Raw genomic sequence first — 11,814 nt, 5'->3', positions numbered from 1 at the left:
CGCGCTCACCGCGGCGACGCGTTGACTCCGGCTCGATCCCCGCGGCGGTGTCGACGTTCATCACCAGAGAGTACCCAGCCAGCGAACAGTCCACCCAACGCCCCGAAAAGATGCCCCTGCCAAGAGATTCCCGGCTGTCCCGGCAGGACGCCCCACAGCAGCGAGCCGTACAGGGCAAGCACCACGACACCTAGCGCGATCTGTCCGATATTGCGGGCGAACCAGCCGCGCGAGATGACGAAGGTCAGCCATCCGAACACCAGCGCGGACGCACCGATGTGCACGCTGCCCGTCGCTCCGGTGAGCCAGGTGCCGACCCCCGCCACGAGCCAGATGATCGCGGTCGCGGCCAACCCGCGGCCGATGCCCGCCAGCAGGACGAGGAAGCCGAGCACCAGCACCGGGAAGGTATTGCCGATCAGGTGACCCCAGTCATCGTGCAGCACCGGGGCGAACAGGATGCCGGACAGCCCGTCGGCTTCGCGCGGCTCGATGCCCGCGTAGTCGAGCCGACCGCCGGCCACGGTATCGACCGTTTCGATGCCGTAGAGCAGCCCCACGAATCCGAGGATCAGCACCCCGGAACGCAACCACAGCCGCTTGACGGCGGCGAATCCCCCGCTCGGCGCGGGCGACGGCGCCGGAACGCCGATGGGCTTGCCCAACCGCGCACGCATCGCCGCGATCCGATCGGGGTCGAACGACGGCCCGAGTCCCGCGCCGGTCATGGCCACCTCCTCGCCGCGCGGGGTCGTGGCCCCGCCTCACCGAGGGTACCGGCGCGGGCCGGGAATCAGGCCCAGAGCTGGCCGTCGAGCCGCTCTTCCGCCTCCTCGAGAGTGCCGTCGTAGGCGCCGGTGGACAGATACTTCCAGCCGCCGTCGGCGACCACGAACGCGATGTCCGCCCGCGTGCCCGCCTGCACCGCCTTGCGGGCCACACCGAGCGCCGCGTGCAGGATGGCGCCGGTGGAGATCCCGGCGAAGATGCCTTCTTCCAGCACCAATTCGCGCGTGCGTTTGACCGCGTCGTAAGGACCGACCGAGAAACGCGTGGTCAGCACGCTTTCGTCGTACAACTCCGGGATGAATCCCTCGTCGATGTTGCGCAGACCGTAGACCAGCTCGCCGTAACGCGGCTCGGCGGCGACGATCTCGATGCCGGGTACCTTCTCGCGCAAGAACCTGCCGGTGCCCATCAGCGTGCCCGTGGTGCCGAGACCCGCGACGAAATGCGTGATCTCCGGCAGGTCGGCCAGGATCTCCGGGCCGGTGGTCTCGTAGTGCGCCAGCGCGTTCGCCGGATTGCCGTACTGGTAGAGCATCACCCAGTCCGGGTTCTCCGCCGCGATCTGCTTGGCCAGCGCGACGGCCTGATTGGAGCCGCCCGCCGCGGGGGAATCGATGATCTGCGCGCCGAACATGGTGAGCAGCTGCCGACGCTCCACCGAGGTGTTCTCCGGCATCACGCAGATCAGCCGGTAGCCCTTGAGCTTGGCGGCCATGGCCAGGGAGATGCCGGTGTTACCGCTGGTGGGTTCCAGGATGGTGCACCCGGGACGCAGCAGCCCGTCGGCCTCGGCCTGTTCGATCATGCGGAGCGCAGGCCGATCCTTGATCGAGCCGGTGGGGTTGCGATCCTCCAGCTTGGCCCACAACCGCACGTGGTTCTCGCCGTCCCATTGCGGGGACAGGGTGCGCAGCCCGACCAGCGGCGTGTTGCCGAGGGTCGAGATCAGCGATTCGTAACGCGCCACGGGATCGGTCAGCCTCCGGCGACGGCGGGCAGGATGGTCACGCTCGCGTCCTCGGGTACCTCGGCTTCGAGACCACCGGCGAAACGCACGTCCTCGTCGTCGACGTAGATGTTGACGTAGCGGTTGAGTTTGCCGCCGGAGAGCAGCCGCTCGGCGAGACCCGGGTGGTTGGCCTCGAGGTCGTCGATCAGCGCGGCCAGCGTGGCGCCCTCGGCCTGCACCCGCTTCTCACCTCCGGTGAGGCCGCGCATGATGGTCGGGATGGACACGGTTACCGGCATGGGTACTCCTCGGTTTCAGGCATCGGTCTGGTTCTCATACGCGTCGACGATCCGCACCGGCTCCTCGGTGACCTCGCCGTCGACGATCCGGTAGCTGCGCAGCTCGTGCTGCTCGGGGTCGCGGGTGGAGATCAGCACGTAGTGCGCGAACGGCTCGGAGGCATACGACACGTCGGTCCGGCTCGGGTAGGCCTCGGTGGCGGTATGCGAGTGGTAGATCACCACCGGCGTCTCGTCCGCCTCGTCCATCTCGCGCCACACCTTCAACTGCTCGCCGGAGTCGAAGCGGTAGAAAGTGGGTGAACGCTCGGCGTTGACCATGGCGATGAAGCGCTCCGGTCGATCCGAGCCCTCCGGCCCCGCGATGACACCGCAGGCCTCGTCGGGGTGATCGGCGCGCGCGTGCGCCACCATCGCCTCCACGAGGTCGGCCCTGATCACCAGCACGAGTCGCACACCTTTCCGCAACGCCGACCCATCGCAGTCGACAACGAGCCAGAATATTCGGCTATTCCCCTAGCCCTATCGGCGGTCCTGTGTTTGTCTTGCAGCGCCTATCGAACACCAAATATGTCGTGGTAGGCCGGGATGCCCGCGACCGCGCGCGCCGAGCGGATCGCGTCGACGACGGCGCGTTCGACGCACACCGCGGCCGCCGTGCAAATCTCGTCCAGGACAAGCAGATCGGCGGGAAAGGCGGGCGGCAGCGGAAGGTCGGAGTTCTCCTCGGCCGTCCCGGTGGCGAGCGCGAAGAGCGTGTCCCCGTCGAGCGGCGAATGCGCGGGACGGATCGCCCTGGCCAGGCCGTCGTGCGCGGTGACCGCCACCCGTCGGCACCCGGCCGGATCGAGCGGAGCGTCCGTCGCCACGACGCCGATCGTGGTGTTGAGCACTGTGCCTTTCACCGGCAGCGCATTGGCCGCGGCCACCTGTTCGGCGGTCGGCGCGCGCAGACCGAAGTAGTCGGGTCCGTCGGTGCCACACCCCCACGGCAACCCGGTGCGCGGATCGAACACCGAGCCAACGGGATTGGCCACGATCAGTGCGGCGACGGTGATCCCGGCGGCGGCGCCTTCGCTCAGCACGACGCTCGCGGTCCCCACCCCACCTTTGATCGATCCCGCACGCGCGCCGACGCCGGCGCCGACCGATCCGCGGGCGAAATCGACCGCCGCCGCCTCCGCCGCCCGATAGCCGAATTCGGCCGTCGGCCGGATGTCCCACGCCCCGACCGGTAGATCGAAGATCACCGCGCCGGGAACGATAGGGACAACCCGGCTCGCGTCGGCCGGATCCATCGCGATGCCCGCGCCGTTCTCCTCCAGCCAGCGCATCACACCGTCGGCCGCGGCGAGACCATAGGCGCTGCCGCCGGTCAGCAGCACCGCGTCGACCTGGCGGACGGTGTTCATCGGATCGAGCAGGTCGGTCTCGCGGGTCCCCGGCCCGCCGCCGCGCACGTCCACCGACGCCACCGCGCCGCCCGGCACACGCACGACCGTGCATCCGGTGGCCGCCCCGGCGCCGAGTACGGCGTCGGGATCGAGGACGTGGTGATGACCGACCAGCACTCCGGGGATATCGGTGAGCGAATTGTTCTCCCCCGGCTCGGCTTTCACCATCTCTACTCCTCACGGCGCGAATCTGCGGGTCGACCGCGCCGATCTTCGCACCGGAGCCGGTCAGGGAGCCAGCGCTTGCAGTAGTGAGTCCTGCATCCAGGTCAGCCAGTGGTACACGTCCAGGTGCGGAGCGCGCGGATCGTCGGGCTCGAGATGGTCGGGCGTGTCGGCGTCGATGTTCAGCACCGTGCCGAGCGCGAGCCGTACGTCGGTGAGCGCGGTCAGCCACGCGTCGGCCTGTTCCGGGGTGAGCACGATCTTGCCGCCCGCGCTCGGCACGGTATCCAGTACCACCGAGCCCGCGGCCAGCTTGGCGTCGATGATGTCGGGCTCGTGCAGGCCGCGCAGCGCGCTGTTGAGGTCGGCGCGCTCGGCGTCCGGCGAGCCGGGCTCACTGCGGTGGAAGTCCGGGAGGAGCCTGTGCAGCCGCGGATCCTCGGGCGGGACGGTGTTGCCGGACCGCAATCCGGTCAGCGCGGCCAGATCGTCATCGGGGGCGGACGCGGCGCGCTCGGTGAGCAGCCCGGAGACCGCGCCCACCAGCGAACGAAGCACGTTGGCCTCGCGTGCGTCCATTTCGGAACGCAGTTTGAGACCGCTCAGCGAGTTCTTCCTGCTCCACTTACGCACGGCGTCAGGGTAGCGTCCTGGTCAGTCGTCCCGTTGCATGGTGGCCCAGAGACCCGCGGCGTGTAGCCGCTGGACATCATGTTCCATCTTGTCCCGGGAACCGGACGAGACAACCGCCTTGCCCTCGTTGTGGACCTTCAGCATCAATTCGGTCGCCTTCGCTTTGCTGTAGCCGAAGAGCTTCTGGAAGATGTAGGTGACGTAGTGCATCAGATTGACCGGATCGTCCCAGACCACGGTCACCCACGGGCGGTCCTCCGCCTCCAGAATCTCGGTGTATTCGACCGCTTCTGGCGTCGCCTGTGGCGCCGACACTGTCGGGTTCGCGGCGCCCATGACGACGTCACCCCGGACTATGTTGCGCAAGGCCATAACGTCAAGGGTACGACTCGACTCCCGATAAACAAGCCCACGCAGCCCCGATTCGCGCATTCCGCGGTTCACCGGGACGATGCCCGCCGCCGGGGCCCGACCGTCCTGTCTACAGTGACTGCGTGGACCTGCGTGACGGCGCCGCGAGCACGGCGCTGCTGACCGACCAGTACGAACTGACCATGCTCGCCGCGGCGCTCGCCGACGGTTCGGCGCGGCGACAGTGCACCTTCGAGGTGTTCGCCAGAAGTTTGCCGAATGGTCGTCGCTACGGCGTGGTGGGTGGTACGGGCAGGCTGATCGAGGCGCTGCGGAGGTTTCGCTTCGATGCAGCGGAACTCGCCGTGATCGCACCGTTCTCGGATCGGCGAACCCTCGACTGGTTGCGCGATTACCGATTCACCGGCGACATCGACGGCTACGCCGAAGGTGAGCTCTATTTCCCCGGCTCCCCGATCCTCTCGGTACGGGGCAGCTTCGCCGAATGTGTGGTGCTGGAGACGCTGGTCCTGTCGATTCTCAACCACGACAGCGCGATCGCGTCGGCGGGCGCGCGCATGGTGAGCGCCGCCGGCGGGCGCCGGATGATCGAGATGGGCTCGCGGCGCGCCCACGAGCTCGCCGCCCCCGACAGCGCCCGCGCCGCGTACCTGGCCGGTTTCGACGCCACCTCCAATCTGGAGGCGGTGCGCCGCTACGGCATTCCGGGCGCGGGCACCAGCGCGCACGCGTTCGTCCTGCTGCACAGCGGTCCCGACGGGGCGCACGAGGCCGAAGCGTTCCGCAGCCAGGTGCGAACGCTCGGGATCGGAACGACGCTGCTGGTGGACACCTTCGACATCACCAAGGGCGTGGCGACCGCCATCGAGGTGGCAGGCACCGAACTGGGCGGCGTCCGGATCGACTCCGGCGATCTCGGCGTGCTGGCCCGCCAGGTACGCGACCAGCTCGACGCGCTCGGCGCCACCAAGACCCGCATCGTGGTCTCCGGCGACCTCGACGAGTACGCCATCGCCGCGCTGCGCGCCGAACCGGTCGACGTCTACGGCGTCGGCACGGCGCTGGTCACCGGGTCGGGCGCGCCGACAGCGGGCATGGTCTACAAGCTCGTCGAGGTGGACGGGTTGCCGGTGGCGAAACGCAGCAGTCACAAACAGTCGCGCGGCGGCACGAAGAAGGCGATCCGCTTGGCCCGCGACACCGGCACGATCGTCGAGGAGATCGTCTACCCGGCGGCCGGACCGGTGCCGCCGTCGAACGGCTTCCAAGCCCGTGAGCTCCTCGTCCCGCTCCTCCGCGGGGGCGAGCAGGTCGAGGACTTGCCCACGCTGTCCGAGAGCCGCGACCTGGTCGCCCGCGGGCTGATCAGCCTGCCCTGGGAGGGCCTCAAGCTGTCGGCGGGCGAACCGGCCATCGTGACGACGTTCACCTGAGGTCAGCGCCTGCGCTCGGCGAGGCGGCGCACCAGCGGCAGGCCGATACCGAACACCAGCGTTTCCATCGCGTCCACCGGAATTTCCCGCGCGTCGGATGAACCGGTCGTCCGACCTAGCGGCAGAATCTCGATAGGTCACCAGTCACACCGCGGGAGGTCATCGTGACCCGAGCACTGATCATCGTCGACGTCCAGAACGATTTCTGCGAGGGCGGATCGCTCGCGGTCACCGGCGGCGCCGCGGTGGCCGCCCGGATCAGCGAGCACCTCGCGGCGACGAACTACAGCGTGGTGGTCGCGACCCGCGACTACCACATCGATCCCGGCGCGCATTTCTCCGACCAGCCCGACTACATGGACAGCTGGCCGCCGCACTGCCGGGTCGGCACGCCCGGCGCCGATTTCCACCCCGCCCTGACCACCGGCCCGATCCAGCAGGTCTTCTCCAAGGGCGCCTACACCGCGGCCTACTCCGGCTTCGAGGGCACCACCGAGGACGGCACCGGCCTGGCCGACTGGCTGCACGATCGCGGCGTGGACGCCGTCGACGTGGTCGGTATCGCCACCGACCACTGCGTGCGCGCCACCGCGCTGGACGCGCGCATCGAGGGTTTCGACACCCGCGTCCTGCTCGATCTCACCGCGGGGGTCGCACCGGACACCGTGACCGCCGCGCTGGACCGCATGCGCGGGGCGGGCGTCGATCTGGAAGGAAGCATGAGCCGGTAGACCGTCCGGTCTCGCTGACCGGCCGGCCCTGTCGGAGGCAGCGAGTAGGCTGCTCGCGTGCCCGAACTGCCGCCCGTTTCCGACCTTTTGGCCACCGCCGTGCACGCGCTCGGCGGGAAGGAACGCGCCGGACAGGTCACGATGGCCGCGGCGGTCGACCACGCGATCGATACCAAGGAGCACCTCGCGGTGCAGGCGGGCACGGGTACCGGAAAGTCGCTGGCGTATCTGGTGCCGAGCCTGCGTCACGCGGTGCGCACCGGTCGCACGGTAGTGGTCTCCACGGCGACGATCGCGTTGCAGCGCCAGCTGGTCGACCGGGATCTGCCGCGGCTGGCCGAGGCGTTGCGCGGACCGCTCGGCCGGACGCCGAGGTTCGCGATCCTCAAGGGACGCAACAACTATCTGTGCTTGAACAAGATCAACAGCGCCATCCAGGACGAGCCCGCCGAGGCGGAGCTGTTCGACGCGTTCGCGATCTCACGCCTCGGCCGCGAGGTGCAGCGGCTCAACGAGTGGGCCTCCGGCACCGAGACCGGAGACCGCGACGAACTCGCCCCGGGTGTGAGCGACCGCGCCTGGCGTCAGGTCAGCGTGTCGTCGCGGGAGTGCCTGGGCAAGTCGCGTTGCCCGTTCGGCCAGGATTGCTTCGCCGAGCGCGCCAGGACGGAATCGGCGCAGGCCGACGTGGTGGTGACCAATCACGCGCTGCTCGCGATCGATGCGATCAGCGGCATCCAGGTGCTGCCCGAGCACGACGTGGTGGTCATCGACGAGGCGCACGAACTGGTCGACCGGGTCACCGGTGTGGCCACCGCCGAACTCGCCCCTTCGGCGATCAGCGCGGCCGCACGGCGTTGCGCCAAACTCATCGACGAGCAGGAAGTGGACCGCCTGGAGGGCGCCGCCGAGGCCTGGCACACCGTGCTGGACGAGCTGCCCGCCGCGCGGTGGGACACCCTGCCGGACGGCGTCGCCCCGGTACTGGCCCTGATCCGGGACGCGGCACGGAATGCACGCACCGCCCTCGCGCCGCCGGGCGCCACCACCGCCCAGGGCGATCCGGAGGGCGCCGCGGCCCGCAATCTGGCGCTGGCCGCGATCGACGAGGTGCACGACAGCGCGGTCCGCGCGCTGACGGCGTTCGACGAGCCGAATCCGGCCGCCCGCCGCGACGTCATCTGGTTGGCGGCCGACGAGGTCCGCGGCGTCGTGCGCCGTTCGTTGCGCATGGCCCCGCTCTCCGTCGGCGGATTGTTGCGCAGCAGGCTCTTCGGCACCGCCACCGTCGTGCTGACCTCAGCCACGTTGCAGATCGGCGGCTCGTTCGACGGGCTCGCGACCACCTGGGGCCTGCCCGCGCAGTCGGACAGCCGCGTCGACCCGGCCACCGCGAACGGCGCCGAGGCGCCGTCGGACGCCGATACCGTCCGCTGGAACTCGCTCGATGTCGGATCGCCGTTCGACCACGCCAAGTCCGGCATCCTCTACGTCGCCAAACATCTGCCCCCGCCAGGGCGCGACGGCTTGGCGCCCGCGTATCTGGACGAGATCGAGCGGCTGATCACCGCGGCGGGCGGACGCACCCTCGGGCTGTTCTCCTCGATGCGCGCCGCGCGTGCGGCCACAGACGCGTTGCGCGACCGGTTGCGGACACCCATCCTGTGCCAGGGCGAGGATGCCACGGGTGCGCTGGTCCGCAAGTTCGCCGACGACCCGGAGACATCACTGTTCGGCACACTGTCGCTGTGGCAGGGGGTCGACGTGCCGGGACCTTCACTGAGCCTGGTGATCCTCGACCGCATCCCGTTCCCGCGTCCGGACGACCCGCTGCTCACGGCCAGGCAGCGTGCCGTCCAGGCGCGCGGCGGAAACGGATTCATGACGGTGGCCGCCAACCATGCCGCGCTCCTGCTGGCCCAGGGCACCGGACGCCTGCTGCGCAGCGTCGATGATCGCGGCGTGGTGGCCATCCTGGATTCCCGCCTCGCCACCGCTCGCTATGGCGGATATCTGCGCGCGTCGCTGCCGCCCTACTGGGAGACCGCCGACCCCGACGTCGTGGTCAAAGCGCTGCGGCGACTCGCCGACGCCGCGACGGTGTGATCCCTCACACACCTTCCGGTGTATATTTCCAGACGGAAGTAGATTGGTGGGCGGTACTTCGGTGACCCCCAATTCCCACACCGAACGTATCGACGGTCCCCGCGCCAAGCCCTGCACGCGGCGCGGGGACACCACCGAATCCTTCAGTCCGACGGCACCTCTCAGTCGCGCACGGCCACCGCGTCGACTTCGAACAGCATTCCGGGCAGCGCGAGCGCGGCCACTCCGGTCAGCGTCTGCGCGGGCGGCTCGTCCCCCCAGATCGCCGCGATCTTCTTGCCGAGCACAGCCAGCTTGTCCAGGTCGTGGTCGACGATATGCGTCCGCAATTGCGCGACGTCGGTGAAGTCCAATCCCACCGAGCGCAACGCGATCCCCAGGTTGGCGAACGCGTTGTCCACCTGAGTCGCGAAATCCGTGCTGGTGGTATGGCCTTCGGCGTCCGAGTCGTACTGCCCCGCGATGAACACCAACTCCCCACGCGCCGTTGCCACATGGCTGTAGCCGAACCCGGTCGGGTCGTGCAGTTCGGCGGGGTTGCTGATCTCGACGGCCATCGTCATCTCCTTGCTCGGTTGTCTTCTGCTGCAACAGCAGAACGACGATCCAGCACGCCGCGGTGTGACATGACGTGGGCCACAAACGACCGCGGCGCGGCGACCCGAGGTCACCGCGCCGCGAACTAGGCGATGGCTCAGAGCACCCACTTCAGGATCAGCGTGAGCACGCCGGTCACGACCCCGAGGATCACCGCTCCCGCACCCCACACGAATCCCTGGCGCTCCCACGGACGTCCCGCGTCCAACGAGATCTTGCCGGAGCCGGTGAACGCCAGTCCCGCAGCGACGGCCGCGAACAGCACGCCCATCTCGTATCCCTTGCCGGTCAGCAGGCCACCGGCCCAGGTGACGTTGATCGCGTTGATCATGGTGCCGAGCACCGCGGCAGCGGCCAGCGGCGTCAGCAGGCCGAGCAGGAGCAGCAGGCCGCCGCCGAGTTCGGTCAGGCCCGCCAGCGTCCCGAAGATCTTGCCCGGGTTGTAGCCCATCTGTTCGAAGCCGTCGGCGTTGGCTTGCCAGCCCGGGCCGCCCCACCAGCCGAAGAGTTTCTGCGCGCCGTGCGCGGCGAGCAAGCCGCCGAAGACGACTCGCACGATCAGCAAGCCGATGTCGGTGGAGATCGCATCCAACTGCGTGTTCCCACTGCTGCGTTCGAGTACGGATTTGATGGTCATGCTGGTCCTCATCCCTGCAAGTCGTTCCCGGACATGGTGCCTCGGCGAAAAACCGGACTGCGGTCCGATTGTCGCACGAAGGGGTCAACTGCCCAACCCCTCGGCTTATTCCACGGTCCGGTCAGTGCGATGGTTCAGCGCGAAAGCGAGCGAGAGGTTACTCCGCGAGGAAGAGGAAGTAGCCGAGGAACACCACCATCAGCGCCCACATGGCCGGGTGCACGTCCTTGACCCGGCCCCTCGCCACCATGACGACCGGATACAGCAGCATGCCCATGGCCAGACCGTTGGCGATGGAGTAGGTCAGCGGCATCATCACGATGGTGACGAACGCCGGAACCGAGTACTCCAACCGGTCCCAATCGATCTGGCCGAGCGCCCGAGCCATGAGGATGCCGACCACGATCAGCGCGGGCGCGGTGATCTCCGCCGACCCTGCCACCACCGCGAAGAGCGGATAGCAGAACATCGCGATCAGGAACCAGCCCGCCGTGGTCACGGCGGTCAGCCCGGTACGTCCGCCCGCCGAGACGCCCGCGGTGGACTCGACGTAGGCGGTGGTGGTCGAGGTGCCGATGACGGCGCCCGCCATGGTGCCCACCGAGTCCGCGGCCAGCGCGCTGGCGGCGCGCGGCAGCTTGCCGTCCTTGTCCAGCAGTCCGGCCTGATTCGCGACGCCGATCAGGGTGCCGGAGGCGTCGAAGAAGTCCACGAACAGCATGGTGAGCACCACCACCGCCATTTGCGCGGTGAAGGCGTCCGGCAGGTGGATGATCGCCTGGCCGAAGGTGTGCTCGAGCCCCATGGGTGCGGCGAGCACGCCGCTGGGCAGATCGACCAAGCCGCTGACGATGCCGACGATGGTGGTGAGCACGATGCCGTAGAGCACCGCGCCGTGCCAGCCGATCACGAGGAACACCACGGTCACCAGCAGCCCGAACAACGCGAGCAGCGTCGTGCCCTTGGTGAAGTCGCCGAGCGTGACCAGCGTCGCTTCGCTGTTCACCACGATCCCCGCGTTCTTCAGCCCGAGGAACGCCACGAACATCCCGATGCCCGCGCCGACAGCGAGCTTCAACTGCATCGGAATGGCGTTGAGGATGCGTTCGCGAACCTTCGTGACCGCGAGGACGAAGAAGATGACGCCCGACAGGAACGTGCCCGACAGCGCCACCTGCCACGGAATCCCCATGCCGAGCACGACCGAGTACGCGAAGAAGGCGTTGAGCCCCATCCCCGGCGCGAGCGCGATCGGGTACCGGGCCCACACACCCATCACCAGCGTGCCGAACACCGCGGCGACGGCGGTCGCGGTGAACACGGCCTGCATGGGGATGCCTTTGTCGCCCAGCGGGCCCTGGTCGCCGAGAATCGCCGGGTTCACCGCGAGCACGTAGCACATGGCCAGGAACGTGACCGTTCCCGCCATGAGCTCCCGCTGCACAGTCGAGCCGGTCGATCGGACTCCGAAGTACCCGTCGACGCGTCCTCGGGTCCGGTTCAGAACGTCGGTGACCATGGCTGACTCCAGTGCGGAATGAAAGAGGGGATGCCAGGGCACGGTAGCCGACGATTCACTGCCTCCGGCAACTCGCGGTGGCCACCGACGGCGCTTCCGTGATCAACGCCACGGGACGGACCAGTGTCGA

General features: G+C 68.8%; 13 protein-coding genes. 3 read left to right on the top strand and 10 right to left on the bottom strand.

Annotated elements, in window-relative coordinates; translation table 11 throughout:
* Window positions 1-5: 5 nt before the first annotated feature.
* The 7 genes from ACWPXK_RS21765 to clpS all read right to left on the bottom strand — a co-directional run bounded on the left by ACWPXK_RS21765 (window position 6) and on the right by clpS (window position 4,661).
* Window positions 6-728 carry a rhomboid family intramembrane serine protease gene (locus ACWPXK_RS21765; RefSeq protein WP_454198024.1) on the bottom strand — a complete coding sequence of 241 codons (723 nt, stop codon included), beginning with the start codon at window positions 726-728 and terminating at the stop codon, window positions 6-8.
* Between the two features lie 65 nt (window positions 729-793).
* A complete protein-coding gene (locus tag ACWPXK_RS21760) occupies window positions 794-1,756 on the bottom strand; it encodes a PLP-dependent cysteine synthase family protein (protein ID WP_454198023.1) in 963 nt (320 codons plus the stop codon).
* A gap of 8 nt (window positions 1,757-1,764) precedes the next feature.
* The gene (locus ACWPXK_RS21755) at window positions 1,765-2,037 is read right to left on the bottom strand and encodes a MoaD/ThiS family protein (protein ID WP_454198022.1); all 273 of its coding nucleotides are present in this window, start codon (window positions 2,035-2,037) and stop codon (window positions 1,765-1,767) included.
* 15 nt (window positions 2,038-2,052) lie between these two features.
* Window positions 2,053-2,484 carry a Mov34/MPN/PAD-1 family protein gene (locus tag ACWPXK_RS21750; RefSeq protein WP_454198021.1) on the bottom strand — a complete coding sequence of 144 codons (432 nt, stop codon included), beginning with the start codon at window positions 2,482-2,484 and terminating at the stop codon, window positions 2,053-2,055.
* A gap of 107 nt (window positions 2,485-2,591) precedes the next feature.
* Window positions 2,592-3,659 carry a P1 family peptidase gene (locus ACWPXK_RS21745; RefSeq protein WP_454198020.1) on the bottom strand — a complete coding sequence of 356 codons (1,068 nt, stop codon included), beginning with the start codon at window positions 3,657-3,659 and terminating at the stop codon, window positions 2,592-2,594.
* 60 nt (window positions 3,660-3,719) lie between these two features.
* Complete coding sequence (gene aosR, locus ACWPXK_RS21740) at window positions 3,720-4,289, bottom strand: oxidative stress transcriptional regulator AosR (RefSeq protein WP_364335616.1); 570 nt, start codon at window positions 4,287-4,289, stop codon at window positions 3,720-3,722.
* Window positions 4,290-4,310: 21 nt separating this feature from the next.
* Entirely contained in the window at window positions 4,311-4,661 is a 351-nt protein-coding gene (gene clpS, locus ACWPXK_RS21735; RefSeq protein ID WP_454198019.1) for an ATP-dependent Clp protease adapter ClpS, read from the bottom strand.
* A gap of 122 nt (window positions 4,662-4,783) precedes the next feature.
* Here clpS and ACWPXK_RS21730 point away from each other — a divergent pair, with 122 nt between their 5' ends.
* The 3 genes from ACWPXK_RS21730 (at window position 4,784) to ACWPXK_RS21720 (ending at window position 8,931) form a co-directional block, all read left to right on the top strand.
* Window positions 4,784-6,094 (top strand): nicotinate phosphoribosyltransferase, encoded by a 1,311-nt coding sequence (locus tag ACWPXK_RS21730; protein WP_454198018.1) that lies wholly within the window; start codon window positions 4,784-4,786, stop codon window positions 6,092-6,094.
* 164 nt (window positions 6,095-6,258) lie between these two features.
* Window positions 6,259-6,825 (top strand): pyrazinamidase PncA, encoded by a 567-nt coding sequence (pncA, locus tag ACWPXK_RS21725; protein WP_454198017.1) that lies wholly within the window; start codon window positions 6,259-6,261, stop codon window positions 6,823-6,825.
* A 57-nt stretch (window positions 6,826-6,882) separates the two neighbouring features.
* Window positions 6,883-8,931, top strand: coding sequence for an ATP-dependent DNA helicase (locus tag ACWPXK_RS21720; protein ID WP_454198016.1), 2,049 nt, complete (start codon window positions 6,883-6,885; stop codon window positions 8,929-8,931).
* A gap of 161 nt (window positions 8,932-9,092) precedes the next feature.
* On the opposite strand, the gene ACWPXK_RS21715 is transcribed toward ACWPXK_RS21720, so the two are convergent.
* The 3 genes from ACWPXK_RS21715 to ACWPXK_RS21705 all read right to left on the bottom strand — a co-directional run bounded on the left by ACWPXK_RS21715 (window position 9,093) and on the right by ACWPXK_RS21705 (window position 11,684).
* A complete protein-coding gene (locus tag ACWPXK_RS21715) occupies window positions 9,093-9,488 on the bottom strand; it encodes a RidA family protein (protein WP_454198015.1) in 396 nt (131 codons plus the stop codon).
* 137 nt (window positions 9,489-9,625) lie between these two features.
* Window positions 9,626-10,165, bottom strand: a complete 540-nt coding sequence (locus tag ACWPXK_RS21710) for a DoxX family protein (protein ID WP_454198014.1) — start codon at window positions 10,163-10,165, stop codon at window positions 9,626-9,628.
* A gap of 157 nt (window positions 10,166-10,322) precedes the next feature.
* Window positions 10,323-11,684 carry an NCS2 family permease gene (locus ACWPXK_RS21705; protein ID WP_454198013.1) on the bottom strand — a complete coding sequence of 454 codons (1,362 nt, stop codon included), beginning with the start codon at window positions 11,682-11,684 and terminating at the stop codon, window positions 10,323-10,325.
* Between the last annotated feature and the right edge of the window lie 130 nt (window positions 11,685-11,814).

The organism is Nocardia sp. Marseille-Q1738 (assembly GCF_965283145.1).
The sequence above is the reverse complement of the archived record's forward strand: the minus strand, read 5'-3'. Positions and strand labels throughout refer to the sequence as shown.

Bases quoted from the DNA above. Each gene is read 5' to 3' on its own strand.
- ACWPXK_RS21765 (WP_454198024.1), bottom strand. From the start codon at position 728: ATGACCGGCGCGGGACTCGGGCCGTCGTTCGACCCCGATCGGATCGCG.
- ACWPXK_RS21755 (WP_454198022.1), bottom strand. From the start codon at position 2,037: ATGCCGGTAACCGTGTCCATCCCGACCATCATGCGCGGCCTCACCGGA.
- ACWPXK_RS21745 (WP_454198020.1), bottom strand. From the start codon at position 3,659: ATGGTGAAAGCCGAGCCGGGGGAGAACAATTCGCTCACCGATATCCCC.
- clpS (WP_454198019.1), bottom strand. From the start codon at position 4,661: ATGGCCTTGCGCAACATAGTCCGGGGTGACGTCGTCATGGGCGCCGCG.
- ACWPXK_RS21715 (WP_454198015.1), bottom strand. From the start codon at position 9,488: ATGGCCGTCGAGATCAGCAACCCCGCCGAACTGCACGACCCGACCGGG.
- ACWPXK_RS21710 (WP_454198014.1), bottom strand. From the start codon at position 10,165: ATGACCATCAAATCCGTACTCGAACGCAGCAGTGGGAACACGCAGTTG.
- ACWPXK_RS21705 (WP_454198013.1), bottom strand. From the start codon at position 11,684: ATGGTCACCGACGTTCTGAACCGGACCCGAGGACGCGTCGACGGGTAC.